24 protein-coding genes are annotated in these 25,494 nt (G+C 40.3%); 15 read left to right on the top strand and 9 right to left on the bottom strand.

The genetic code is table 11. From position 1 onward, the window contains the following. The first annotated feature begins 1 nt into the window (after position 1). Positions 2-949: an alpha/beta fold hydrolase gene (locus tag QT16_RS09750; RefSeq protein WP_039488261.1), complete on the top strand. Its 948-nt coding sequence runs from the start codon at positions 2-4 to the stop codon at positions 947-949. Here QT16_RS09750 and QT16_RS09745 read toward each other — a convergent pair. Further along, complete coding sequence (locus QT16_RS09745) at positions 912-1,826, bottom strand: cation diffusion facilitator family transporter (protein WP_502527561.1); 915 nt, start codon at positions 1,824-1,826, stop codon at positions 912-914. The two genes, QT16_RS09750 and QT16_RS09745, sit on opposite strands and share 38 nt — an antisense overlap. 109 nt (positions 1,827-1,935) lie before the next feature. Between QT16_RS09745 and trmL the strand changes: the two genes are divergently transcribed. Then, the gene (gene trmL, locus QT16_RS09740) at positions 1,936-2,400 is read left to right on the top strand and encodes a tRNA (uridine(34)/cytosine(34)/5-carboxymethylaminomethyluridine(34)-2'-O)-methyltransferase TrmL (protein WP_002957780.1); all 465 of its coding nucleotides are present in this window, start codon (positions 1,936-1,938) and stop codon (positions 2,398-2,400) included. Between the two features lie 69 nt (positions 2,401-2,469). Here trmL and gpsA read toward each other — a convergent pair whose 3' ends face one another. Genes gpsA through QT16_RS09720 form a run of 4 tightly spaced genes read right to left on the bottom strand, consistent with a single transcriptional unit; the run spans position 2,470 to position 4,721 of the window. Then, positions 2,470-3,477: an NAD(P)H-dependent glycerol-3-phosphate dehydrogenase gene (gene gpsA, locus QT16_RS09735; RefSeq protein WP_039488260.1), complete on the bottom strand. Its 1,008-nt coding sequence runs from the start codon at positions 3,475-3,477 to the stop codon at positions 2,470-2,472. A 3-nt stretch (positions 3,478-3,480) separates the two neighbouring features. Beyond that, positions 3,481-3,966 carry a protein-export chaperone SecB gene (secB, locus tag QT16_RS09730; protein WP_002957782.1) on the bottom strand — a complete coding sequence of 162 codons (486 nt, stop codon included), beginning with the start codon at positions 3,964-3,966 and terminating at the stop codon, positions 3,481-3,483. A gap of 34 nt (positions 3,967-4,000) precedes the next feature. Further along, on the bottom strand, positions 4,001-4,258 hold the full coding sequence (gene grxC / locus QT16_RS09725) for a glutaredoxin 3 (protein WP_002957783.1): 258 nt from the start codon (positions 4,256-4,258) through the stop codon (positions 4,001-4,003). A gap of 31 nt (positions 4,259-4,289) precedes the next feature. Further along, positions 4,290-4,721, bottom strand: coding sequence for a rhodanese-like domain-containing protein (locus QT16_RS09720; protein ID WP_002957784.1), 432 nt, complete (start codon positions 4,719-4,721; stop codon positions 4,290-4,292). A 338-nt stretch (positions 4,722-5,059) separates the two neighbouring features. Between QT16_RS09720 and gpmM the strand changes: the two genes are divergently transcribed. Genes gpmM through QT16_RS09700 form a run of 4 tightly spaced genes read left to right on the top strand, consistent with a single transcriptional unit; the run spans position 5,060 to position 9,858 of the window. Continuing rightward, positions 5,060-6,604, top strand: a complete 1,545-nt coding sequence (gene gpmM / locus QT16_RS09715; protein ID WP_039488258.1) for a 2,3-bisphosphoglycerate-independent phosphoglycerate mutase — start codon at positions 5,060-5,062, stop codon at positions 6,602-6,604. 3 nt (positions 6,605-6,607) lie between these two features. Further along, positions 6,608-7,747, top strand: coding sequence for a murein hydrolase activator EnvC family protein (locus QT16_RS09710; protein ID WP_039488257.1), 1,140 nt, complete (start codon positions 6,608-6,610; stop codon positions 7,745-7,747). Between the two features lie 34 nt (positions 7,748-7,781). After that, the gene (locus tag QT16_RS09705; RefSeq protein WP_052201223.1) at positions 7,782-9,047 is read left to right on the top strand and encodes a S41 family peptidase; all 1,266 of its coding nucleotides are present in this window, start codon (positions 7,782-7,784) and stop codon (positions 9,045-9,047) included. Positions 9,048-9,096: 49 nt separating this feature from the next. Then, on the top strand, positions 9,097-9,858 hold the full coding sequence (locus QT16_RS09700) for a divergent polysaccharide deacetylase family protein (protein WP_100218332.1): 762 nt from the start codon (positions 9,097-9,099) through the stop codon (positions 9,856-9,858). Positions 9,859-10,202: 344 nt separating this feature from the next. Here the strand turns inward: QT16_RS09700 and rpoH are convergent, their stop codons facing one another. From rpoH to ftsY, 4 genes are all read right to left on the bottom strand, one after another. Beyond that, complete coding sequence (rpoH, locus tag QT16_RS09695) at positions 10,203-11,066, bottom strand: RNA polymerase sigma factor RpoH (protein WP_002957791.1); 864 nt, start codon at positions 11,064-11,066, stop codon at positions 10,203-10,205. Between the two features lie 314 nt (positions 11,067-11,380). After that, positions 11,381-12,367, bottom strand: coding sequence for a permease-like cell division protein FtsX (ftsX, locus tag QT16_RS09690; RefSeq protein ID WP_002957792.1), 987 nt, complete (start codon positions 12,365-12,367; stop codon positions 11,381-11,383). Next, positions 12,364-13,041, bottom strand: a complete 678-nt coding sequence (gene ftsE, locus QT16_RS09685) for a cell division ATP-binding protein FtsE (protein WP_002957793.1) — start codon at positions 13,039-13,041, stop codon at positions 12,364-12,366. Before ftsE ends, ftsX begins: the two co-directional genes overlap by 4 nt. An 87-nt stretch (positions 13,042-13,128) precedes the next feature. Beyond that, positions 13,129-15,177, bottom strand: a complete 2,049-nt coding sequence (gene ftsY, locus QT16_RS20595; protein ID WP_082007362.1) for a signal recognition particle-docking protein FtsY — start codon at positions 15,175-15,177, stop codon at positions 13,129-13,131. 207 nt (positions 15,178-15,384) lie between these two features. On the opposite strand from ftsY, the gene rsmD reads away from it, so the two are divergent. From rsmD to purH, 9 genes are all read left to right on the top strand, one after another. Continuing rightward, a complete protein-coding gene (gene rsmD, locus QT16_RS09675) occupies positions 15,385-15,990 on the top strand; it encodes a 16S rRNA (guanine(966)-N(2))-methyltransferase RsmD (RefSeq protein ID WP_039488255.1) in 606 nt (201 codons plus the stop codon). A gap of 145 nt (positions 15,991-16,135) precedes the next feature. After that, positions 16,136-16,351 (top strand): 30S ribosomal protein S21, encoded by a 216-nt coding sequence (rpsU, locus tag QT16_RS09670; protein WP_002957797.1) that lies wholly within the window; start codon positions 16,136-16,138, stop codon positions 16,349-16,351. Between the two features lie 19 nt (positions 16,352-16,370). Then, on the top strand, positions 16,371-16,817 hold the full coding sequence (locus QT16_RS09665) for a GatB/YqeY domain-containing protein (protein WP_039488253.1): 447 nt from the start codon (positions 16,371-16,373) through the stop codon (positions 16,815-16,817). Positions 16,818-17,061: 244 nt separating this feature from the next. Further along, entirely contained in the window at positions 17,062-18,813 is a 1,752-nt protein-coding gene (gene dnaG / locus QT16_RS09660; protein ID WP_039488251.1) for a DNA primase, read from the top strand. A 390-nt stretch (positions 18,814-19,203) separates the two neighbouring features. Then, positions 19,204-21,054: an RNA polymerase sigma factor RpoD gene (rpoD, locus tag QT16_RS09655; RefSeq protein WP_002957800.1), complete on the top strand. Its 1,851-nt coding sequence runs from the start codon at positions 19,204-19,206 to the stop codon at positions 21,052-21,054. Positions 21,055-21,121: 67 nt separating this feature from the next. Then, complete coding sequence (gene prmA / locus QT16_RS09650) at positions 21,122-22,003, top strand: 50S ribosomal protein L11 methyltransferase (RefSeq protein ID WP_039488250.1); 882 nt, start codon at positions 21,122-21,124, stop codon at positions 22,001-22,003. Positions 22,004-22,285: 282 nt separating this feature from the next. Next, positions 22,286-23,257, top strand: coding sequence for a tRNA dihydrouridine synthase DusB (gene dusB / locus QT16_RS09645; RefSeq protein ID WP_024603689.1), 972 nt, complete (start codon positions 22,286-22,288; stop codon positions 23,255-23,257). A 19-nt stretch (positions 23,258-23,276) separates the two neighbouring features. Next, positions 23,277-23,567: a DNA-binding transcriptional regulator Fis gene (gene fis / locus QT16_RS09640; RefSeq protein ID WP_002957804.1), complete on the top strand. Its 291-nt coding sequence runs from the start codon at positions 23,277-23,279 to the stop codon at positions 23,565-23,567. Between the two features lie 324 nt (positions 23,568-23,891). After that, positions 23,892-25,478 (top strand): bifunctional phosphoribosylaminoimidazolecarboxamide formyltransferase/IMP cyclohydrolase, encoded by a 1,587-nt coding sequence (purH, locus tag QT16_RS09635; RefSeq protein WP_039488247.1) that lies wholly within the window; start codon positions 23,892-23,894, stop codon positions 25,476-25,478. The last annotated feature ends 16 nt before the right edge of the window (positions 25,479-25,494 follow it).

Here is a 25,494-nt window from a genome sequence, read left to right as displayed (position 1 = left end):
CATGTTTTATAGTTCAGAAGCCCAGCTTGAGAGCAATCAAGAGGCCATTAATGTTTTTTATACTGAAAATTTAATTAAAAGCTACTTAGATACGCCATCAGGAAAGCTATTTTACGCATACGCAATCCCTAAAAACGCGACAACCGCAATAGTAGTAAGTACAGGGCGTATTGAAGGCCTAGAAAAATATAAAGAACTACTCTGGGAGCTGTATTGTAATAATTTTGCTGTGTTTATTATGGATCATCAAGGTCAGGGCCGCTCTTACAGGCACCTTAAAAATAAACATAAAGGCTTTGTAAAACATTATAATAACTACAGCAGTGACCTAAATAACTTTGATCAGCAAATAGTTTCAAAACATTGGCAAGGTAAAAAAGTCATGCTGGCTCATTCAATGGGTGGCGCCATTGCTATTGATTATTTAGCAAAATTTGAAAATAGCTATAAAGGCGTGTTTTTGTCTGCCCCTATGTTTGATATTTTTACAAAAGACGTACCAAAAATACCAACGAAGTTTATTGTTAAATTAGCCACTTTACTTGGTTTACACTCTTGCTATGCATTTGGACAAGGCAACTACAACCCGATCCCATTTACCGAAAACGTACTTACTAGCAGCGAGAAGCGTTACACCTACTTTAGGCAAACCTATAAATTAGAACCTAACATACAATTAGGTGGCGTTACGTTTGGCTGGCTAGCAGCTACAATATCGTTTTTAAAGTCTATTGATAACCTAAACGTACCAATCCCTTTGTTTATAGCAAGTGCAGCTAGCGATACAGTGGTAAACAATGAAGCACAGTACGGTCTTGCAAAAAGGCATGCTCATGCAACGATTGAGAATTTTGAAGGGGCTAAACACGAGCTACTTTTTGAACGTGACGAAATTCGAAAGCCGCTATTAACTAACTTTTATCAATTTTGTGAATCGGTGACGGCTTAACAAGTACTGACAAAGGGTCGAGGTGGATCAGTATATCTACCTCAGACTCAAAACGTTCTTTGAGCATTGCCTCCACTTCATCAGCTACATTGTGCGCGCGAATCAAACTTAAATGATCATCAAGCTCTAAGTGCATTTGAATAAACTTAACTTTACCGCCTTGGCGAGTACGAATGTCATGCACGCCATGTACATCAGCATGAGCTTTGGCTATGTCAAATATGCTTTGTTTTTCATCATCAGGAAGTTCTTTATCCATTAAATGATCGGCACTATCGCGAGCTATATCCCAACTGTTATAAAGTAAGTAACCCGCTACACCTATTGCAAAAATAGGATCTGCATACAACACGCCATAATAAGCTAACAAAATAGCTAACAGCACCGCAGCGTTTAATATTAAATCGCCTTTGTAATGCACTGAGTCGGCTTTTATTGCAATTGAATCGGTATACTTAACCACTTTGTTTTGTACAAATACAATGACGAGCGTACACGCAATAGCAAAAATACTTACCCACACACCTAATAAAGAATGGCTTAACTGTATAGGGTTAAATAATCGCTCAATACCATGAAAAGCAAGTAGGCAACCTGAGCCTGCAATAAATGCGGCTTGGCCAAGTCCTGCAAGTGCTTCAGCTTTTCCGTGCCCAAATCTATGGTCATCATCTGCTGGGCGCAGTGCGTAACCCAACACTAAAAAGCTCATAGCGGTGGCAGTAATATCCATTAACGAATCAGTTAACGAGCCAAGCATTGAAGCCGAGCCAGAAGCCAGCCAGGCCCATGTTTTTGCGCCGATCATTAAGCTAACCATGACCATGGTAACAATGCTGGAAGTTTTAACCCAAAATTCGTAGCTACGGTTATGCACGCGTGTATCCATTAATCACTGTATTGAATGTGTTGAGTATATCATTTTTTTAAAAGGTTTCGTGTATACTGCCCTTCGTCAAACTACAGATTATTTTATAAGGCTCATTATGCTGGATATTGTTTTATACCAACCTGAAATACCGCCTAACACAGGTAATATTATTCGCCTATGTGCCAATACTGGCTATGCATTACATTTAATTGAGCCATTAGGTTTTGAATGGGACGATAAACGCGTGAAACGTGCGGGCCTTGATTACCATGAATTTAGCCATGTTCAACGCCATGCCTCATTTGAAGACTACCTTGAAAAATGCAAACCTAAAAAAGTGTATGCCTGTACAACTAAAGGCAGTCAATTTCATCATGAAGCAAGTTACGAAGCTGGCGACTGTTTAGTGTTTGGTCCTGAAACACGCGGCCTGCCTGATGAAATGATTCAAGCATTACCAAACGATCAGCGTGTACGTATTCCTATGCAAGCAAATAGCCGTAGTATGAACCTGTCAAATGCAGTCGCGGTGTTTGTCTACGAGTCGTGGCGTCAGTTGGGCTTCCCTAACGCCCAGTAAATATAATCCGTTAGGCAATAAAAAACCGACATAATGTCGGTTTTTTTAGTTAAGGCCTAGCTCAAGCGCTTATTCAGCGCGTTGTTCTCGTCCTAAAAGAGCCATAGCGGCTTCTTTCATGTCTTTATTTTCATAAAGTACTTTATAAATTTGCTCAGTGATTGGCATTTCTACGCCAGCACGCTGCGCTAGTAAATACACTTCTTTAGTGTTTCTAAAGCCTTCAACTACTTGGCCAATAGACTCAATAGCAGCATTAACACTCTCGCCTTTACCTAACGCCAAACCAAATCGACGATTACGTGATTGGTTATCTGTACAGGTTAGTATTAAATCACCAAGGCCTGCCATTCCCATAAAGGTTTCTGGCTTAGCACCCAGAGCACAACCTAAACGAGTGAGCTCTGCAAGGCCTCGGGTAATGAGCGCGGTACGCGCATTAGCGCCAAAACCTACACCGTCCGAAATACCAGCGCCAATTGCAATTACATTTTTAACCGCACCACCGAGCTGTATACCAATAAAGTCATCATTGTTATACACACGGAATGAGCGACCACAATGAAGTAAATCAGCCAGCTGCTGAGCAAATTCAGGTGACGTAGAAGACACTGAAATAGCTGTAGGTGACCCCATCGCCATTTCTTTTGCAAACGTAGGACCCGAAAGTACCGCAAGTGGAATGTCATCACCCAATTCTTGCAAAGCAACTTCTTGTAACAAACGTCCAGTATTAGGCTCAAGCCCTTTAGTTGCCCACGCTACTTTAGCACCGTCTTGCAATGCAGGTTTTATCTGCGCAAGCGTGTCGCCAAAAGCATGGCTTGGCACAACAACAAGTACAATAGCACTGCTAGCAACGGCATGTTGTAAGTTAGCTTCAAGAGTAAGAGTATCTGGGAAAGGAGCATCAGGTAAGTAACGTTGATTTTTCCGCTCAGCTGCAAGCGTGGCAACGTCGTCGCTATTTCTTCCCCAAAGTGTCACCTGGTGACCATTTCGGGCTAAACAAATAGCAAGGGCGGTGCCGTAAGACCCCGCCCCTAATACAGTAACAGCTGTAGTTGCTGTACTCATAAGTTATGCGTCTGCTGAAGCCTGGTCAGCTTGCGCAGTACGTTGTTGCATGTATTGTGCAAATAACGCATCAAAATTAACTGGCGCAAGGTTAAGCTGTGGGAAAGTACCACGGTTAACAAGGTTTGAAACAGCTTCACGTGCATATGGAAATAATACGTTAGGACAAAATGCACCTAGCATGTGCGCAAGTTGCACTTCTTCAACTTCAGCAATAGTAAAAATACCTGCCTGTTGAATTTCACATAAGAACGCAGTTTCTTCACCAATAGATGCAGTTACAGTTAGCGCTAAAACAACTTCAAATACACCTTCGTCCAACTTGTTTGAGCGTGTATCTAGGTCTAGCTTAACTTCTGGTGTCCATTCTTTTTGAAAGATGGCCGGAGAGTTTGGCGTTTCAAACGATACATCTTTAGTGTAAATGCGTTGAATAGTAAATTGTGCGCCAGCTTCTGCAGCTGCTACGTTTTGATTTTCTTCGTTCATTGTTATTCCTAACTTGTTCGTTATTATAATTAAATTAAGCGTTTAGCTTAGCGTCAAGTTTACCTTGCGCTTCAATAGCCATCATGTCGTCGCAGCCACCGATATGTTCATCATTAATAAAAATTTGCGGTACTGTGCTTGCACCACCTGCTTTGGCAATCATTTCATCGCGTAGCTCAGGCTGCACACCAATATCATAATTTGTGTATTCAACGCCTTTGCTGTTTAAAAGCGAAAGAGCACGCTGACAAAATGGACAATACGCCTTGGTGTATAAAACAACATTACTCATAATAAATCCTCTATCGGCCTAGCTAAACTGATTAGCGACCTGTTGTAGTTGGTAAGCTGGCAGATTGCCACGCACCCATGCCACCTGCTAATAAGTAAACTCGTTCAAAACCAGCTTTACTCATAGCGGCTGCAGTACCTTGGGCAGTCATACCTGTAGTACATACAACTATAATGGGTTTAGTCTTGTACTTTTCAAGGCTTGAAAAGTCAGATTTTTTCGCATTCTCTGGGCTTAAGTGCTCAGCACCAGAAATACGCCCTGCATTAAACTCTTTTTGCGCACGTATATCGATTACTTGACCGTCATCACGGTTAATAAGTAACGTAAGCTGCTGGGGATTTATTTGACGAACAGCTGAAAGCTTACTTTTTATCCAGCCACTAACAATAAGGAAAACAATACCAACCCAAGCAAGGCTTAAAATGGGATGATTTGTAATAAATTCAATATATTGATCCATTCTACTTCCACTATGAAATTATGTTTTAAAACGTGATGTTTTAATTATTTTGTACTTTAGCCACGCAAGTATACCCAAACCAACCTAAAATGCGAGTTTAGGAGCACTTAGAGACGTTTAAAAAACGATAAAGCCCCCCATATATAGTTAACAGAACTCTAGATAATAAATCTATCTCAAGCAGAGTTCATGTTAGTCAATAAGGTATAAGTAAAAATATTTAATATCTTGTTTTCAATGCTGATCCTAGCTTAAAAACACGGTATGCTAAAACCACGCTAATAAACCTTTTTAGGTGCACAGTATCCATCAACAGATACTAATTTTCAGGAGCTATTATGACAGAGCATAAAAAACCACTGGTATTAATGATTTTAGACGGTTGGGGATACCGCGAAGATACGCAAAGTAATGCTATTCTTGCAGCTAACACACCTGTATTAGACAACTTATGGGCCACCCGCCCACACACATTAATATCTGCTTCGGGTTTAGATGTTGGTCTTCCTGATGGTCAAATGGGTAACTCAGAAGTTGGTCATGTAAACTTAGGTGCAGGGCGCATTGTGTATCAAGATTTTACCCGTATCACCAAAGCAATTAACGATGGCGAGTTTGATTCAACCCCAGCCTTAGTTGAAAACATAGACAAAGCAGTAAGTGCTGGTAAAGCGGTTCACATAATGGGTCTTTTAAGCCCAGGTGGTGTGCATAGCCATGAAGATCATATAGTTGCAAGTATTGAGCTGGCGGCAAAACGTGGTGCTAAAGAAGTCTATTTCCATGCATTTTTAGATGGCCGTGACACCCCCCCACGTAGCGCAAAAGCATCAATAGAACGAATTGAAGCGTTATTTAGTAAACTTAAGTGCGGACGTTTGGCATCACTTATTGGCCGTTACTACGCAATGGACAGAGACAACCGTTGGAACCGTGTAGAAAAAGCTTACAACGTAATGACGCTCGCCGAAGGCGACTTTAATTTTGATAATGGTGTTGAAGCACTTAATGCAGCGTACGAGCGCGACGAAAACGACGAGTTTGTAGCAGCTACGACTATTACGCCAACAGGTGCCACTCCGGCTTCAATAAACGATGGTGACACCGTTATTTTTGCTAACTTTAGAGCAGATAGAGCCCGCGAAATTACCCGCGCTTTTGTTGAGCCTGAATTTGATGGTTTTACTAAAAAAAGAACGCCAGAGCTTAGCGCATTTGTAATGATGACAGAGTATGCAGCCGATATAGACGCACCTGTTGCATTTGGACCTACACCACTAATAAACGTACTTGGTGAATGGTTTGAAAAAAATAATAAAACACAGCTTCGTATTTCAGAAACCGAAAAATACGCACACGTTACATTTTTCTTTAGTGGCGGACGTGAAAGCGAATTTAAAGGTGAAACACGCGAGCTAATTCCTTCGCCGCAAGTAGCAACCTACGACCTACAACCTGAAATGAACTCAGAAATGCTAACCGACAAACTAGTAGAAGCAATTAAAAGCGGTAAATACGATGCTATTATTTGTAACTACCCTAATGGCGATATGGTTGGTCACTCAGGTGTATTTGAAGCCGCTGTTAAAGCTTGTGAAGCTGTAGATAGCTGTATCGGACGTGTTGTTGATGCGCTAGAAGAGTTTGGTGGTGAAGCACTAATTACAGCCGATCATGGTAATGCTGAGCAAATGGCTGATCTCAAAACAGGCCAAGCACATACTGCCCACACTAGCGAACCGGTGCATTTTATTTATGTTGGTCGCGATGCAGAGCCAATGCAAGGTAAAGCCTTGAGTGATGTAGCCCCAACAATGCTTCACTTAATGGGTATGGAGCAACCAAAAGAAATGACTGGTACGCCTATCATGATGTTGAAATAACACATGAACAAACGTATTAACCGGTTAATTAAGTGCGGTTTGATACTAACTTCATTAGTGGCTGCATCTGCAGTTGCTAATGAAGATCGTACTAAAAAAGACTTATCAGAGGTTCAAAATGCACTTGAGCAAAGCCAAGCTGAATATAACGCCCAAAGAAAAAAAATAGCGTCGCTACAAAAAAATCTAAAAAGCCATGAACTCGATATAGCTAAAAATGCTAAAGCACTTAACATGGCAGAGCAATCCGTAAAAGAGACCAGAACACAGCAAAAAGAGTTACAAAGTAAAGCCGATGAGCTTGATAAAAAGCACACTCAGTTTCAGAAAGTTTTAGCCGCGCAACTCAAAAGTGCCTATATGGCCGGTGGCGACGACTACTCTAAAATGCTGTTGAATCAAGAAGACACAGCCAAGTTTGAGCGCACACTTAGCTATTACAATTACTTAAATAAAGCCCGTATTGAACAAATCGAAGATCTAAAAGATCTTCAACAGCAAATAGTACAAAACCAAGAAGAGCTCGTTAAAACACAAGAAAAACTAGAGCTTTTATTTGATGAACAAAAAAGGCGCCAAACTGCATTACTTAATGCACAAAGTGAACGCCAAGCTAATCTTAAAAACTTACAAGTTCAGCTCAACAGCACTAAAAGCTCAATAAATTATTTAAAAGAAAACCAACAAACTTTAGTAACAACGATTAAAGAGCTCGAAAAAGAAAAAACACAAAAAATAGAATTACTTGGCCTAAAAAAGAGTAAGGGAAAATTAGACTGGCCGAGCAAAGGCAAGTTAGAGCACACATTCGGCCAACGTAAGCATGGTGGTATTGATTGGAAAGGCGTATTAATTGGTGCAAAAGAAGGCACTAATATTAATAGCGTTCACAACGGCCAAGTTGTATTTGCCGATTGGCTAAAAGGTTATGGATGGGTAATTGTTGTAGACCATGGTGAAGGTTTTATGAGCCTATATGGCCACGCTCAAACGCTACTAAGAGATGTAGGGGATATGGTACGTGAAGGCGAAACCCTCGCTTTGGTAGGCCAAAGCGGCGGACAGGCAAGTTCTGGTCTATACTTTGAAATACGCCACAAAGGACGCGCAGTAAATCCTGTAAAATGGTGCAAACGTATTTAATTAGATAAATCGCTGCACCGCCCTGGAGCAGCTGATGACAACTAAAAAACACACAATAAATACCGTTAATAAAAAAAGTGCAGACTTTTATATAAGTCTGTACTTGCTTGTATTACTAACCCTAATTACCTTTACTAGTAATGCACTAGCAAGCTCAATTAAAGATCTTAAAAGACAACAAATAGACGAAATACTCTTTAACATTCATACCTATTACGTTGAAGATCTCACCTTACAAAATAGCCACCATATTAAATATAACAACCAGCAGTTTGAGCGTTTATATTCAAAACTCGACTCCTATTCTAAGTACTTAAATGAGTATGAATTAGCCTCATTATTTGATAACACAAATGGTCGTTACACAGGTATTGGTATAGAAGTTAAAAACATAGACGAGAATATGACTATTGTTAACGTGGTTAATAATTCGCCCGCAAAAGCGGCAGGTATTTTACCAGGCGATATTATTGTAAGTGTAAACAACAACGCAGCTCAAAACCGTACTATCGACGAAGTAGCAACACTAATAAGAGACAGTGAATTTTCGAATATAGATATAATTGTAAATCGCGATAACAATAAAAACCCACTCACTTTTCATGTCACACGTCGCCAAATAAACCTCGAAAGTGTAACAAGCGAACGTTTAGATTATGGAACTGGTTACATAGCTATCAATAACTTCTCTAACCACACATTACATGAAGTTGCACTACAAGTTGCCGCCCTGCAAAGCCATTTTGGCTACCCACTTAAAGGCTTAGTAATTGATTTACGTGATAACCCAGGGGGGACATTACAAAGCGCAGTGGCGGTATCAGACCTATTTTTACAAAGTGGGACTATAGTGACGACTAAAGGACGTTTTTACGATGCCAACCAAGCATTTTACGCAAAGCGTGGAGATATTCTAAAAAATGCGCCCATAGTTGTGCTTATAAACGAAAATTCAGCCTCTGCAGCCGAAATACTTGCAGCAGCACTTAAAGATAATAAACGAGCAACCATTGTTGGCAGCCAATCTTTTGGGAAAGGCTCTGTACAATCACTCATTCCACTCGGTGATGGCAATACCGCATTAAAGCTCACCACAGCGAAATACTTCACACCGTTAGGTAAATCGATTGATGGAATAGGAATAACCCCAGATGTGGCGGTTAATCAAACAAACCTTTCACAAAGTAATAAAGCCGTTATAATAAAAAATGAACACACTAACAATAATGCGCAATTACTTACTGGTAATCTAACCGATTTACAGTTGGTTAAAGCCAAACAATTACTCAGCATGCAATAGCTTGTATAAGCTGTTAAACAAAGCTAAAAAGATAATAAAAACTATAAACGTGAAAATAATAAAATGGCTAACATTAGTTATTTGTTTTAGCTCTGCAACAATTAGCGCCAAGCAAATAGCAATAGTGATAGACGATATAGGCTATCATCAACGGGACTTAGAGTTCCTTTCCTTACCTGGGCAATTGTCGTATTCAATTTTGCCCCATACCCCTTATTCGCAAATTTTTGCAACACTTGCCAGTCAATCAAATAAAGAGTTATTGCTTCATGTACCTATGCAAGCACTTAACGGTAAAGAACTAGGGCCTGGTGCGCTTACTTTAAATATGAATAAAGAGCAGCTTCAGCAAACTCTTGGAACAGCTCTCGCTAGTTTACCGCAAGTTAAAGGCGTTAATAACCACATGGGCTCAGCGCTTACGCAAAAAAGCCAAGCTATGAAGTGGACAATGGAAGTACTTAAAAAGCGTCATTTATATTTTTTAGATAGTCGCACAACCGATTTGAGCCAGGCACAAAATGCCGCTAACTTTTTGGGTGTTGCTAATATTAGTCGCCAAGTGTTTTTAGACAACATAACTACACCAGAACAACTGCAGCTAAGGCTTGAAGAGTTAAAACAATTAGCCATTTCCCATAGCTTTGCCATTGCAATTGCTCATCCTTACCCTGAAACCATCGAATTTTTACGCCATGCCTTACCAGAGCTAACTAAGCAAGGTTTTGAACTCGTACCGGTTTCGCAATTAGTTGAACGTAAGTACATTCAGTTAGCGCATGCTGAGGGAAAAGGAGTGAGTGCTAGGTGATATAAGCTTTAAATAATGCTATATCCGAATAATAAACTAATACCAATTCGCTTAATTAAGTGGTCTATTTTGAGGGCGGAAAAACGTGTTGATAGCTAGGCAAAAAATTCACTATTCAGTTGTTCTAAATGAGAATTTTTTAACGCAGGTAGCGACACGTTTAGCCCCGTAAAATGATTAAGTATTATTGCGGATTGGTATAACCATTCGATAATGCAGAGTATCGGTATTACTTGATTAGATATTTTATCGTTGGGTTTCGCTTCGCTCAAACCAACCTACTCAAAAGCAAAAAGCCCCGCATTTTCATGCAGGGCTTTTTAAATTTTGCTGCTTGAGCAATATTAGCTCATAGCGCTTTGTAACTTTTTCATCGCTGTTTTTTCAAGCTGACGAACACGCTCAGCAGATACACTGTACTTTTGTGCAAGCTCCTGAAGCGTCGCTTTATCATCAGACAACCAACGTGCGCTAACAATATCTTGTGAACGTTCATCTAGTGTTTTAAGTGCGCTAAATAAACGAGTATGCGCTTGCTCTTTCCACTGCTCTTGTTCAACGTCGTCAGCTAAGTCTGCTGCGCCATCTGTTAAATACTGTACTGGAGAGTATGTACTTGTTGGTGCATCGTCGTTATCGTCACCAGTTAGGTCAAAGCCCATGTCTTGGCCGCTCATGCGCGATTCCATTTCACGTACTTCTTTTTCACTCACACCTAGCTCGCTAGCAACAGTGCTAACCTCAGCTTGGTTGAACCAGCCTAAACGCTTTTTGTTTTTACGAAGATTAAAAAACAATTTACGTTGCGCTTTAGTGGTTGCAACTTTAACTATTCGCCAGTTTTTAAGAACAAACTCGTGAATTTCGGCTTTAATCCAATGCACTGCAAACGACACTAAACGTACACCCACTGTAGGGTCAAAACGTTTAACCGCTTTCATCAGGCCTATATTACCTTCTTGAATAAGGTCAGCTTGTGGTAAGCCGTATCCCGAGTAGCTTTTAGCAATATGTGCTACAAAGCGTAAATGCGACATAATGAGTTGCTTGGCAGCACTAAGATCGCCTTCTTCCTGAAGTCTTTTAGCAAGTTCTTGCTCTTGTTCAACTTTAAGCATAGGAATAGTGCTTACCGCTTGAAGGTAACCGTCCATGCTTGCGCTTTGTTGTCCGACTGTAAGTGCCATTGCGTATAAATCTTTACTCATTTTTCACCTCGGTGATAAACATTTGAAACTATCTTAGCACTCTTTCTCTAAGAGTGCTAACCCCAATTTAAAACTTTTTAAAAGTATAAATCAAGCAGTTTTTAGTATGTGTTTAGTCTACTACAAGCGACTGAATAAGTGATGAATTGAGGGATTGCAGCCAATTAACCTAACAGCATCACCTTATTTACAACTCATTACTTTATGGGAGGATAGTACACAAATATGACAGTTTTAATAACGGGAGGTACAACCCAGTTCGATACGATACGCATATCAAGCTGGGTTGGTTCACTTATAGTTTGCAGGGTTTTTTATACTTTATCGGGTTCTATTTCTTTAATATATCGATTTACAGAAAGGTACGAGCCTACAAATCCTAAGCTTGTTGCAAGTAACACTAAAAAGCCGAGTTCATTAAGCGATAATCCTATTAACGAAAAACTTGTTTGATACACCCCCGCTACACTGCTCACAGCGCTTGAAAGCCACCACATCATCAGACCTACGCATATAAAGGCAAACAAACCACCTATTACACCATACCAAATACCGGTCCACAAAAATGGGGCATGTATAAAGGTGTTCGTTGCGCCTACTAGCTTCATTACTTGTATTTCTTCTTTTTTATCCATGATCGACAAACGAATGGTGTTACCAATAATAAGTGTCACTGAGGTAAGTAGTAATAATGCGATGGTTATTACACTTTCTTTGAGTAAATCTAGTAATGCATTTAAACGCTCTAACCAGGCTATATCGAGCTTACCAAAATCAACTTCACGTTCACTTTCTAATTTAGTTAGCAGTACTTTAGCTGCATTTGGATGTCTGTGACGTTTTGTTGGAGTAACGAGTACCACATCCGGTAATGGATTTTTATCTAAATACTCCAAAGCTTGCCCAAAGCCAGATACGTCTTTAAATTCAGTTAATGCCTGTTGTTTTGAAATAAATTCAACACTTTCCACTTCTGGGTAAAGTGCTAAACGCTTTACTAATGTTTGCGTTTCTTGCTCGTTCATACTTTCTTTTACAAACAACGATATTTCACTCGCCTCTTCAAAGCCACTACTCACTTGCTGTACGTTTTTAACGACTAAGTAAAGTGTTGCAGGTAACGTTAGGCTCAAACCAAGTACAGCGATAGTCATCATAGACGCAAGCGGCGTGCGCCACATTTCACCTAAGCTATGCACACCTTGGCGAAAAATATTAATAATAAAAAAGTAACCGCCAGCTAATACTGATTTTTTTTGCTTGTCGTTACTATTTTGGCGACCTTTAAAAAGTAAACTCATAGTGCCCCCTCAGCAAGCGGGTCTTGAAGCATACGGCCATCTTTTAAGGTTAAACTACGGTACTTCATACGTGCAACCAAACCCAAATCATGCGTTGCGATAAGAACAGTGGTACCGTGTTTATTAAAGTCTTCAAACAACTTTAGTATTTCCATTGAAAGCTCTGGGTCAAGATTACCTGTTGGTTCATCAGCTAGTAAAATTGGTGGGGAGTTTACAATAGCTCTAGCAATACCAACACGTTGTTGTTCGCCTCCAGAGAGCATTGAAGGATGACATTTCACTTTGTCAATTAGGCCTACCTTGTCAAGCGCGCCATGGACCCGTTTAGCTATTTGCTTATGGTGAGTCCCCTCAATAATGAGAGGTAATGCCACGTTATCAAAAATAGTATAGCGCTCTAATAACCTATGATTTTGAAAAATAATACCTATATCACGACGAGCATAAGGAATTTGACGCGAGTTTACTTTGTTTAAATCAACACCGTTGATAAATACACTACCTGCTGAAGGACGTTCCATTAAGCTAATTAACTTAAGCAACGTACTTTTACCCGCACCACTGTGGCCAGTTAAAAAGGCAAGTTCACCCGGTTTAATATGAAAATTAACTTTTTCGAGGGCGCGGTGTCCTCCAGGATAGGTCTTACTTACTTGCTGAAAATTTATCATCTTTTTATTATGCCAACTCCATTAACACACTAATGAAATTAGTATTCCTCGCAATTAAAAAGGGAGCTAGCTCCCTTTTTTGGTAAATTAAACGTCGTCCTCATCTTGGCTAAATAACGCATCAATAAAGTCATCGCTTTTAAAAGCGCGTAAATCATCAATACCTTCACCAACACCAATGTAACGAATTGGAATATTAAACTTATCTGCAACCGCAAAAATAACACCACCCTTTGCAGTTCCATCAAGTTTTGAAAGCGTAATACCAGTTAAACCAACACATTGATTAAACAGGTTTACTTGGCTAATTGCATTTTGCCCTGTGCCTGCATCGATAGTTAACATCACTTCGTGCGGCGCATCAGGATCAATCTTTTTCATTACACGAGCTATCTTTTCAAGCTCTTGCATTAAGTTATCTTTATTTTGCAAGCGCCCAGCTGTATCAGCAATTAACACGTCTATATTGCGTGCTTTAGCCGCTTGGAATGCATCAAACACAACTGATGCACTATCTGCACCTGTATGCTGTGCAATAACGGGAATGCTGTTACGTTCACCCCAAACCTGAAGCTGCTCAACAGCTGCCGCTCTAAACGTATCACCAGCAGCCAGCATAACCGACTTACCTTCGTTTTGAAATTGCTTAGCCATTTTACCAATAGTCGTTGTTTTACCAACACCATTTACGCCTACCATTAAAATAACAAACGGCTTTTTATCTTCGCTTATGACTAAAGGCTGTTCTGCCGTTTTAAGCATCGCAGCCATTTCTTGTTTCATTAATTCATAAAGCGCATCACCATCTTTTAACTGTTTACGGTTTGCAGCATCAGTTAAGCTATCAATCAACTTCATGGTGGTATCAACGCCTAAATCGGCGGTGAGCAGCTGTGTTTCAAGATCTTCAAATAATTCGTCATCTATTTTTTTACCACTAAAAATAGATGCAAAACCAGAACCTATATTAACGCGAGTTTTTAACAAGCCCTTTTTAAGACGAGAGAAAAACCCTTCTTTTTTCGGCTTTTCTGCTTTTTTAGCTTCTTCAATTGCAAGCTCTGCTGTTATACGTTCTTGTTCTAAACGCTCATTTTCTGCTTTTTCAGCAGTAATGCGCTCTTGCTCTAAACGTTCGTTTTCTGCTTTTTCAGCCGCAATGCGCTCTTGCTCTAAACGTTCATTTTCTGCTTTTTCAGCTGCAATGCGTTCTTGCTCTAAACGTTCGTTTTCTGCTTTTTCAGCAGTAATGCGCTCTTGCTCTAAACGTTCATTTTCTGCTTTTTCAGCTGCAAGGCGTTCTTGCTCTAAGCGTTCATTCTCTGCTTTTTCAGCTGCAATACGTTCTTGCTCTAATCGTTCATTCTCTGCTTTTTCAGCAACAAGGCGTTCTTGCTCTAAGCGCTCATTTTCTGCTTTTTCAGCTGCAATACGCACTTGCTCTAAGCGCTCATTTTCTGCTTTTTCAGCCGCAATGCATTCTTGCTCTAAAAGCATCTGCGCTTCTTGTTCTGCTAAGCGCTTCGCTTGCTCTTGCCTTTGAGCTTCAGCGTCCGCTTGTTCTTTTGCTAATAACTCAGCATTCGCCTGCTCTATTGCAAGCTTTTCGGCTTTGATCGCCTCATCTTGTTTTTCAAGGCGTATTTGCTCTAGTCGCTCAGCCTCTACTTTTTCTGCCGCTAATCGTTCTTGCTCTAAGCGCATCTCTTTTTCTTGATCGGCTAAACGTTGCGCATGTTCTTGTCTTTGCGCCTCGGCATCTGCTTGCTGTTTTGCAAGCAATTCAGCATTGGCCTGCTCAATGGCAATCTTTTCCGCGTTTTCAGCACGCTGGCGTTCTTGTTCTAAACGCTCTGTTTCAGCCTCTGCTTTTAACCGTTCAGCTTCAGCTTGCTCTTGCGCTAGTTTTTCTTGCTCTAAACGTGTTGCTTCAATTTTTTCAGCAGCGATACGCTCTTGCTCTAAGCGCTCTGTTTCAGCCTCAGCTTTTAAACGATCAGCTTCAGCTTGCTCTAGCTTCTGCGCCTCTTCTTGCGCTAATACTTGTTGTTTATCAGCTGCTGCTTTTTGCTCTGCTTCTTTTTTATCTGACTTGCCAAAACCGAGCCACGACATGAATTTACTTTTTTTTGTCATACTTGCTAATAACCACTTATAAAAATCTGATAAACTAAAATTTGAAATAGCTTGGCAATGCCCAGCAATAGTTGCTAATAAATACAACCATCCAAAACGTAAGTGTTCAATAGTAACACTTTTAATGCGGTTGAAAAATGAAGCTACACGTAATCGCCCATAATATTATCTGAGCTAGATACCATATACCATTTTTTAGTGAGCTAAATGAGAAAAAAAACAACGCAAAATAAAGCTGCTAACAAGCCCAATGATGGCTTTATTAGAGTGATTAGTGGTCAATTTCGAGGCCGTAAACTCCCTGTTAAAAACGTAGAAGGCTTGAGACCTACTACCGATCGAATTAAAGAAACTGTATTTAATTGGCTAATGCAAGATACGCGTGACGCAAATGTACTTGATTGTTTTGCAGGTTCTGGTGGATTGGGATTTGAAGCACTGTCTCGATTTGCTAAAAGCGCTACATTTATCGAGCTCGACTCATTAGCTGCTAAGCAATTAGAACAAAATATTAGCACTTTAAAGCTCGACAACGCATACGTTAAACATACCAATTCGCTCTCCTTTTTAGAGCAAAAAAACACAAACGAAGCTTTTAATCTTGTATTTGTTGACCCACCATTTCGTAAAGATTTAGCGCAAACAACCTGCAATTTATTAGAAAAAAACCAATGGTTAAGCAACGACGCTTTAATTTATGTTGAAGTAGAGGCAGAGCTAGCCGCCTTAGAAATACCAACCAACTGGTTGTTAATTAAAGAAAAAAAGGCGGGACAAGTACTTTGCCAACTGTACCAGCGCCAAGCAAATTAATACTGTTTAACGTAATGCGTTTCTGTTAATATTGTCCTTTACATGTGGTGTTGCTTCGGATTACAATACCGCACCATTTTTGAACCACTTGATCAATGTTTGATCAACTTGAGCAACGCTCATAATTTAGGTAGGTGAATTTTTAATGCCAGTAATTAAAGTAAGAGAGAACGAACCGTTTGACGTAGCACTTCGTCGCTTCAAGCGTTCATGTGAAAAAGCAGGAATCCTTTCAGAAGTTCGTCGTCGCGAGCACTATGAAAAACCAACAGCTGAGCGTAAGCGTAAAAAAGCTGCTGCAGTTAAACGTCACATGAAAAAACTTTCTCGTGATAACGCTCGTCGCGTTAAATTATACTAATATATTAGGTCTTGTATAAATGAGCCTTTTAATAACGCTAAAAGATGCGCAAAAAGATGCGATGAGAGCTAAAGACAAGCAACGTCTTAACCCTATTCGTATGGTACTTGCTGCAATCAAGCAACGTGAAATTGACGAGCAAACAACGCTAGACGACGCAGGTATTACCTCCGTTATAGTGAAGCTTGTTAAACAACGTCGTGACTCTTACACTCAGTACAAAGATGCTGGGCGTGATGATTTAGCTGATATTGAAGCCAATGAAATAGTAGCGCTTGAAACTTTTTTACCTCAACAATTGAGTGAAGAAGAAATAATTGCTCTCATTGACGCGGCTATTGCTGATACTAATGCAGCAGGTATGCAAGACATGGGTAAAGTAATGGGTATAATCAAAAGCAAAGCTGAAGGTCGAGCCGATATGGGTAAGATTTCTGGTTTAATTAAGCAACGATTAACTGCCTAATACTCCCACATACATTAAAGTATGATTGAAGTAAACCGAGCCTAGCGCTCGGTTTCTTTGTTTTTAACTTTAATAAAAAGTACACCGATTAGGTTACTTTAAAATGAAATTTTTTATAGCTTCCCTATTTATTTCGCTGTCATTTTGGTAAGTTAAAGCACACTATATTTTGCATCAAGCAAGTATAAAAAAGTAAATTTCATATTCGTTCTTCTTCTTATTATTTCAGGACTGTATTTTACTAATGGCCGGAAAGATCCCACGTAACTTTATAGACGATTTACTTGCCAGAACCGATATTGTCGACCTGATAGACTCAAAAGTAGGTCTAAAAAAAGCAGGTAAGGATTATCAAGCTTGCTGCCCATTTCATAACGAAAAATCTCCCTCATTTACTGTATCGCAAGACAAACAGTTTTATCACTGCTTTGGGTGTGGCGCTAATGGTAATGCAATTTCGTTTGTAATGGAGTACGAAAAGCTAGAGTTTGTAGATGCTATTGAAGAAATAGCTAGCATGCTTAACTTAGAAGTACCTCGAGAACAAGGCGCAAACTCAGCACCAGAGCGTACGGCTGCGCAAAAGCGCTCCGATTACGACTTAATGCTTCATACTGCTCGCTTTTATCAGCACCAATTAAAACACCATAGTAATTCTGCTACTGTTATTGAGTATGTTAAAGGCCGTGGTTTAAGCGGTGAAACTGTTAAAAAATTTATGATTGGCTACGCTCCCAGTGAATGGGATGGGCTATGCCTACAGCTTGGTCGTAATAAAGAACAAAAAGAGCAATTGGTTGAGCTAAAGCTCGCTTCAGAAAAAACACCAGGCAGACAATTTGATTTTTTCCGCGATCGCCTAATGTTCCCTATTCGCGATAAACGCGGACGCGTTATTGCATTTGGTGGGCGTGTAATGCAAGCCGACCAAGGGCCAAAATATTTAAACTCGCCAGAAACCCGAATTTTCCATAAAGGCTTTGAGCTTTATGGACTTTACGAAGCAAAGCAAGCCCATAAAAAACTTGATCATGTAATGATTGTTGAAGGTTATATGGATGTTGTTGCCTTAGCTGAACAAGGGATTGAATATGCAGTTGCATCACTGGGGACAGCAACAACAAGCGAGCACATGCACACTTTATTTAGAACTACTGATAAAGTAATCTGTTGTTACGATGGCGACAGGGCTGGCCGTGATGCTGCTTGGCGGGCACTTGAAAATGCACTCCCTTATTTAAACGATGGTAAAGCACTACAATTTGCATTTTTACCAGATGGCGAAGACCCTGACTCGCTTGTACAAAAAGAAGGTAAGGAGCAATTCGAATTGCGCCTAAGCCAAGCAGATGACTTTACCAAAGTATTATTTAATAAATTAAGCCAAGAAGTTGATTTAACAATCGATTCAGGAAAAGCTAAACTTCTTAGTGCAGCACTTCCACTAATTGAAAAAATTCCAAGTGAGTTTTATCAAGAAAACATTCTTGAACAATTAGGACGCTTAATTGGCAGAACGCGTGAGCAGTTGAATAGCCGTTTAAAAACGCCTAAACAGCAACACTCTATTGAACGTAAATTTAAAATAACACCTATGCGCCAAGCTATCGGTATATTGATCCAGCACCCTAATTTAGCTAAAAGTGTGCCGTATTTACCTGAGCTTGCACAAATGAACATTGCTGGCATAGGGCTGTTATTACGATTACAAGAACAAGCTTTAGAAAAAGAAAATGTGACCACAGCGCAACTGCTCGAGTTTTTTCGAGGAACTGAAGATTACGAGCCATTAATCAAGCTTGCAACGTGGCAACATGAGATAAATGAAGAACGTTTAGAGACGGTTTTTAAAAATACTTTCAAGTTTATTGAAGATCAGTGTTTAAATTATCGACTCGAGACCCTATTAATAAAGGACAAGACGCAAGGCCTCAGTAGCGATGAAAGGCTTGAGTGTCATTTGTTAATGACAGCGTTAAAAGCGACTAACAGTTAGGGTCTGTTTATCTTTCGAAGTTAAGTTTACAGCAGTGTGTTTGGTATTTAGACAAGACAGAGCCTATGTAGTGTGGTTATTCCACATAAATAGGCGATAACGCAGCATAAATGCCAAACACGCGCTGCCCTTTGGGTTCTACCCAAGGGAGGTTTATTCTTTGTTGCTCGGTTTTTACTTAGCCCACTAGGTTACAAACCTCGCGCCGCGATTAAACCCCCCTTGGATAGAACAAACTTTAATCCTGAAAGACCAACAGACCCTAGTCAAAATTGATTTAAACTGTTATACTGTGCTATTCACTGCGTCACATTATTCTAGTTAGCTTTAATGCAAACTACATGATGGCGCCTGTTGTATCAACTTATCAGAGTGGAAGAAACAATCTCTATGGATCCAACTCCTCAGTCACAATTAAAACTTCTGATTCAGAAAGGTAAAGAGCAAGGCTACTTAACTTTTGCAGAAGTAAATGATCACCTTCCACAAGACATTATAGACTCAGATCAAGTAGAAGATATCATAAGCATGATTAATGACATGGGTATCAAGGTTAGCGAAAACGCGCCTGATGCTGATGAATTAATGATGCAAGAAACAACGACAGACGAAGACGCAGCTGAAGCTGCCGCAGCAGCCCTTGCGACTGTAGAAAAAGAAATCGGCCGTACAACGGATCCAGTTCGCATGTACATGCGTGAAATGGGTACTGTTGAACTTCTTACACGTGAAGGCGAAATTGTAATCGCTAAACGTATTGAAGAAGGCATTAATCAAGTACAGATTTCTGTTGCAGAGTACCCTGAAGCAATCACTTACCTACTAGAGCAGTGGGATAAGTTTGAAGCTGAAGAAATGCGTTTAAGCGATATTATCGTTGGCTTTATCGATCCTAATGAAGATACAGCGCCAATTTCAGCAACTAACATCGGTTCAGAATTAAGTGCTAAGCAACTTGAGGACGACGATAAAGATGACAAAGATGATGCTGATAGCGATGATGAAGATGAAGAAGAGATAGACACAGGACCAGATCCTGAAGAAGCTCGTATTCATTTTGAAAATTTACGTGATTTATATAATAAAGCACGTGATACGTTTGAAGCTAAAGGTCGTTCGCATCCTGAATCACAAGCAGCCATTTTTGAAATTGGTGAGCTTTTCAGAACATTTAAATTAATACCTAAACAGTTTGACCGCATGGTAAATAACATGCGTGAAATGATGGATCGTGTTCGTGTTCAAGAACGCCTAATCATGAAGCAAGCTGTTCAAATTGCTAAATTACCAAAGAAAACATTCGTTAAGCATTTTGCTAATAACGAAACTGACGCTTCTTGGGTTGATTTAGAAATTTCAGGTAACGAAAAGTATTCAGCTAAACTTGAAGAAGTTAAGCCAGAAATCATTCGTAGCATTAATAAATTATCTGTTATTGAACAAACAACAGGTTTAAGCATTGAGCGTATTAAAGACATCAACCGTCGAATGAGCATAGGTGAAGCGAAAGCACGCCGTGCGAAAAAAGAAATGGTTGAAGCTAACTTACGTCTTGTAATCTCAATTGCTAAAAAATACACAAACCGTGGCTTACAATTCTTAGATTTAATCCAAGAAGGTAACATTGGTCTGATGAAAGCGGTTGATAAGTTTGAATATCGCCGTGGTTATAAGTTCTCTACTTATGCTACGTGGTGGATACGTCAAGCAATCACACGCTCTATTGCTGACCAAGCAAGAACAATCCGTATTCCTGTACATATGATTGAAACGATTAATAAACTTAACCGTATCTCTCGTCAAATGTTACAAGAAATGGGTCGTGAGCCAAATCCAGAAGAATTAGCAGAACGCATGATGATGCCTGAGGATAAAATCCGTAAGGTACTTAAGATTGCTAAAGAGCCAATTTCAATGGAAACACCAATCGGTGATGATGAAGATTCTCACTTAGGTGACTTTATCGAAGATACAACTATTGATTCGCCAATCGATTCGGCAACAATGGAATCTCTTCGTGGCGCAACTAACGATGTACTTGCAGGCTTAACAGCTCGTGAAGCTAAAGTACTACGTATGCGTTTTGGTATTGATATGAATACCGACCACACCTTAGAAGAAGTAGGTAAACAGTTTGACGTAACACGTGAACGTATTCGTCAAATAGAAGCGAAAGCGCTGCGTAAATTACGCCACCCTTCTCGCTCAGATTTACTGAAAAGCTTTTTAGACGCTAAATAATTTAGCGCTACTATATAAACTAAAAAGGCCGCTATAGCGGCCTTTTTTCTATTTGAAGGAAATAACCATGGCTTGGATCCAAATTCGTATTAATGCCAATGCTGCAACAGCTGATGCCGTAAGCGATCTATTAATGGAAGCGGGTAGCGCTTCAGTAACCTTTATTGACGCAAAAGACACCCCTATCTACGAGCCTAAAATTGGCACCGTTGTGTTCTGGGCTGATACCACGGTTATTGGCTTGTTCGAAGCTAATCATGATATGAACGCAGTCGTTGCGTTATTAAAGCGCCATGATGAGCTAAAAGACAATTTAGTATACAAAATCGAGCAACTTGAAGATAAAGACTGGGAACGTGAATGGATGGATAACTTCCACCCTATTCAATTTGGCGAAAAACTATGGATTTGCCCAAGCTGGCGCGATATTCCTGACCCTGATGCTGTAAATGTATTGCTAGACCCTGGCCTTGCTTTTGGCACGGGCACACATGCAACAACGGCCTTGTGCCTTAAGTGGTTAGAAAGCCAAGATCTGACGGGTAAAACGGTTGTTGATTTTGGTTGTGGTTCAGGCATTTTAGGTATTGCAGCTATAAAACTAGGTGCAGAGCGTATGATTGGGATAGATATTGACCCTCAAGCGCTTGAAGCAAGCCTTGATAACGCGAACCGAAATGGTGTTGCAGACAAACTCGAAGTATACCTTCCAGAAAACCAACCTGAGTTTAGTGCAGATATAGTAGTGGCAAACATTTTAGCCCAGCCACTTCGCGAATTACATAGTGTGATTTTAGGGTTATTAAAACCAGGTGGTAAAATTGCCATGTCGGGTATTTTAGAAGAACAAGCGCAATCGGTTGCTGACATTTATGCACCGTTTATTGAACTAGATGACGTTGCCGTTGAAGGTGATTGGACTCGAGTAAGTGGCACTAAAAAAGCGTAATAAATCGAACAATCAAATCTAGAGCATTAACTCAAAACATGCATGTAAAGCCTGTATTTAACAGGCTTTACTATTTTTTTACATATCCAAAAACTTTCTAGTTATCTTGTAAAAAATAAAATCTGTATGAATTTCAAACAAATCAACCTACTTGTCATGTGGTTATCAAATGTCAATACGAAAAGGGCAAAAAAAAGTTACTTTTGTTCAATTTATAGCCTTTGATTTTTGTGAAAAAAACCGTAAACTTAGCGCCCCTTGAAAAGAGGCCTATTGAATATAGTGCGTATCGGTAAATACCAACTTGAGAATAATGTAATTGTCGCGCCAATGGCAGGCATTACAGACAGACCATTTAGACAACTTTGTCGACGCTTAGGTGCGGGCTTAGCTGTGTCTGAAATGCTATCGTCAAATCCTAAGGTTTGGAAAACAGAAAAGTCGATGAACCGTATGGATCACAGCGGTGAGTCGGGTATACGCGCGGTGCAAATTGCAGGAGCAGATCCTGAGCTTATGGCGCAGGCCGCACAATTCAATGTTGCTAATGGTGCACAGATCATAGATATCAATATGGGGTGCCCAGCAAAAAAAGTGAACAAGAAACTCGCAGGCTCTGCCTTATTACAGTTTCCTGAACTTGTGGAAGAGATTATTGATGCAGTCGTTAATGCTGTTGATATACCTGTGACACTTAAAATCCGTACAGGATGGGATCCGGATAACCGTAATGGTGTAGAGATTGCGAGAATAGCTGAACGTTATGGCATTGCATCACTTGCTGTACATGGGCGTACGCGTGCATGTATGTACAAAGGTGATGCTGAGTACGCCACGATTAGGGATATAAAACGTTCAGTGTCGATTCCTGTTGTTGCCAATGGTGATATTACATCACCAGAAAAAGCAAAACAGGTTTTAGACTATACGGGTGCAGATGCCATTATGATTGGCCGAGCCGCCCAAGGTCGCCCTTGGATATTTAGGGAGATAGACCACTATTTGCGAACTGGGGAACATTTACAGCCACCTGCTATTGCAGAGGTGCGCAGTATATTAATGGAGCATTTAACAAACCTCCATATGTTTTACGGTGAGCCAATGGGAGCGCGAATTGCTCGCAAACATGTATCTTGGTATTTGCAAACCCATGACAGTGATGGTCAGTTTAGGCGAGTATTTAATGCGCTCGACAACCCACAGGCACAGGTCGTCGCATTAGAGCAATACTTTAAAACACTAGCAGCTAACTAAGAAAGAAAGAGACTTAATAATGTTCGAACAAAACGTGACTTCTCCATTTATCACTAACCCTCATGTTCAGTCACACGAGAAACCGCAGCCATTGCGTGATGCAGTAAAAAAAGCTGTTCACCACTATTTAAAGCAGCTTAACGGTCAAGATGTGCAAGACGTTTACGACCTTGTTCTTTCAGAGCTAGAAGCGCCATTACTTGAAGAAGTAATGACATATACACGTGGTAACCAAACTCGTGCAGCAATTTTACTAGGTATCAACCGTGGTACTTTACGTAAAAAGCTTAAAAAATACGGCATGAACTAATACCAATTATATTGAAAGCGTAAGTATTCTAACGAGCTAAACAAGCCCATAACGTCGTTAAAAGTTTTTATGTAGAATAACTACACTGCAAAATTTTTGCCTTGTTATAGACTTGTTTTTCTATCGTTATTACTACTTACTAATCCAATACAACTGGTATTATGCAAAAAAAGCACCTTAGGGTGCTTTTTTTATGCCTACAGTTTATTAACTAAATTGCAAAATGCTCACGCTTATTGAGCCTTTATAAGTCGTTTTTTGAGTAGTAATCAGTTAAAATGCCCGCTTCTAAGCTAGCTCATTAACTGAGGAAATCAAACTACAATGGATACTCATCGTCCCATTCGTCGCGCACTATTAAGTGTGTCTGATAAAACCGGTATTGTTGAATTTGCCCGCGCACTTGAAGCGCAAGGCGTTGATATTTTATCAACTGGCGGCACATGTAAACTACTTGCTGATAACGCCATAAAAGTGACTGAAGTATCAGATCACACAGGCCACCCTGAAATCATGGATGGTCGCGTAAAAACTCTTCACCCAAAAATTCACGGCGGCATATTAGCTCGTCGCGGACAAGATGAAAGCGTAATGGCAGATAACAACATTTCTGCTATCGACATAGTTGTAGTTAACTTATACCCCTTTGCGAATACAGTCGCTCAAGAAAACTGCAGCCTTGAAGATGCCATTGAAAATATTGATATTGGCGGCCCTACAATGGTTCGTGCAGCAGCTAAAAACCACAAAGATGTAACAATCGTGGTAAACGCGAGCGACTACGACCGTGTTATTAGCGAAATGCAAAACAACAATGGTTCAACAACGTACAAAACACGTTTTGATTTAGCGATTGCCGCCTACGAGCACACTGCACAATACGATGGCATGATTGCTAACTACTTCGGTAAAATGGTGCCTGATTACACCGAGGAAGCTGCTGTAGAGACTAAATTCCCACGTACTATCAATATGCAGTTCACTAAAAAGCAAGATATGCGTTACGGTGAAAACTCACATCAAGATGCTGCTTTTTATGTTGAAAATGACATTGCTGAAGCATCAGTTGCAACAGCAACTCAATTGCAAGGTAAAGCCCTTTCGTTTAACAATATTGCCGATACCGATGCAGCCCTTGAATGTGTTAAAGAATTTGACGTACCTGCGTGCGTAATTGTAAAACATGCTAATCCGTGTGGTGTTTCAATTGGGGACAACATTCTACAAGCATACGAGCGCGCTTTTAAAACAGACCCTACATCAGCATTTGGTGGCATTATTGCCTTTAACCGAGAGCTAGATGCAGCAACTGCACAAGCAATTGTTGACCGTCAGTTTGTTGAAGTAATTATTGCACCTAGTATTTCGAGCGAGGCTGCAAAAATTGTTGAAGCTAAAAAGAACGTTCGTCTATTAGAGTGTGGACAGTGGACAGGTAAAGCAGCTGGCCAAGATATTAAACGCGTTAACGGCGGTATTTTAGTTCAAGACCGCGACTTAGGCATGGTAACGCAAGGCGACTTAAAAGTTGTTTCTAAGCGCCAGCCTTCTGAGCAAGAACTTAAAGATTTACTGTTTTGCTGGAAAGTAGCTAAGTTTGTTAAATCAAACGCAATTGTTTATGCCCGTGACGGTATGACCATTGGTGTGGGCGCAGGCCAAATGAGTCGCGTATACTCAGCTAAAATTGCAGGTATAAAAGCCGCCGACGAAAACCTTGAAGTTAAAGGTTCAGTTATGGCGTCTGACGCATTCTTCCCATTCCGTGATGGCATTGACGCAGCAGCAGCCGCTGGCATTACTGCGGTAATTCAGCCTGGAGGCTCAATGCGTGATGAAGAAGTGATTGCAGCTGCTGATGAAGCTGGCATGGCAATGGTACTAACTGGTATGCGCCATTTCCGCCACTAATCACACAAAGGGTTAA

It is taken from the genome of Pseudoalteromonas distincta (assembly GCF_000814675.1).
Classification (GTDB): Bacteria; Pseudomonadota; Gammaproteobacteria; order Enterobacterales; family Alteromonadaceae; genus Pseudoalteromonas; species Pseudoalteromonas distincta.
Note: the sequence above shows the minus strand (reverse complement) of the source record. Positions and strands in the feature narration are given on the sequence as shown.

Coding starts and splice junctions, on each gene's coding strand:
- QT16_RS09750 (WP_039488261.1), top strand. CDS start 2: ATGTTTTATAGTTCAGAAGCCCAGCTTGAGAGCAATCAAGAGGCCATT.
- trmL (WP_002957780.1), top strand. CDS start 1,936: ATGCTGGATATTGTTTTATACCAACCTGAAATACCGCCTAACACAGGT.
- gpsA (WP_039488260.1), bottom strand. CDS start 3,477: ATGAGTACAGCAACTACAGCTGTTACTGTATTAGGGGCGGGGTCTTAC.
- secB (WP_002957782.1), bottom strand. CDS start 3,966: ATGAACGAAGAAAATCAAAACGTAGCAGCTGCAGAAGCTGGCGCACAA.
- grxC (WP_002957783.1), bottom strand. CDS start 4,258: ATGAGTAATGTTGTTTTATACACCAAGGCGTATTGTCCATTTTGTCAG.
- QT16_RS09720 (WP_002957784.1), bottom strand. CDS start 4,721: ATGGATCAATATATTGAATTTATTACAAATCATCCCATTTTAAGCCTT.
- gpmM (WP_039488258.1), top strand. CDS start 5,060: ATGACAGAGCATAAAAAACCACTGGTATTAATGATTTTAGACGGTTGG.
- QT16_RS09710 (WP_039488257.1), top strand. CDS start 6,608: ATGAACAAACGTATTAACCGGTTAATTAAGTGCGGTTTGATACTAACT.
- QT16_RS09705 (WP_052201223.1), top strand. CDS start 7,782: ATGACAACTAAAAAACACACAATAAATACCGTTAATAAAAAAAGTGCA.
- rpoH (WP_002957791.1), bottom strand. CDS start 11,066: ATGAGTAAAGATTTATACGCAATGGCACTTACAGTCGGACAACAAAGC.
- ftsX (WP_002957792.1), bottom strand. CDS start 12,367: ATGAGTTTACTTTTTAAAGGTCGCCAAAATAGTAACGACAAGCAAAAA.
- ftsE (WP_002957793.1), bottom strand. CDS start 13,041: ATGATAAATTTTCAGCAAGTAAGTAAGACCTATCCTGGAGGACACCGC.
- ftsY (WP_082007362.1), bottom strand. CDS start 15,177: ATGACAAAAAAAAGTAAATTCATGTCGTGGCTCGGTTTTGGCAAGTCA.
- rsmD (WP_039488255.1), top strand. CDS start 15,385: ATGAGAAAAAAAACAACGCAAAATAAAGCTGCTAACAAGCCCAATGAT.
- rpsU (WP_002957797.1), top strand. CDS start 16,136: ATGCCAGTAATTAAAGTAAGAGAGAACGAACCGTTTGACGTAGCACTT.
- QT16_RS09665 (WP_039488253.1), top strand. CDS start 16,371: ATGAGCCTTTTAATAACGCTAAAAGATGCGCAAAAAGATGCGATGAGA.
- dnaG (WP_039488251.1), top strand. CDS start 17,062: ATGGCCGGAAAGATCCCACGTAACTTTATAGACGATTTACTTGCCAGA.
- rpoD (WP_002957800.1), top strand. CDS start 19,204: ATGGATCCAACTCCTCAGTCACAATTAAAACTTCTGATTCAGAAAGGT.
- prmA (WP_039488250.1), top strand. CDS start 21,122: ATGGCTTGGATCCAAATTCGTATTAATGCCAATGCTGCAACAGCTGAT.
- fis (WP_002957804.1), top strand. CDS start 23,277: ATGTTCGAACAAAACGTGACTTCTCCATTTATCACTAACCCTCATGTT.
- purH (WP_039488247.1), top strand. CDS start 23,892: ATGGATACTCATCGTCCCATTCGTCGCGCACTATTAAGTGTGTCTGAT.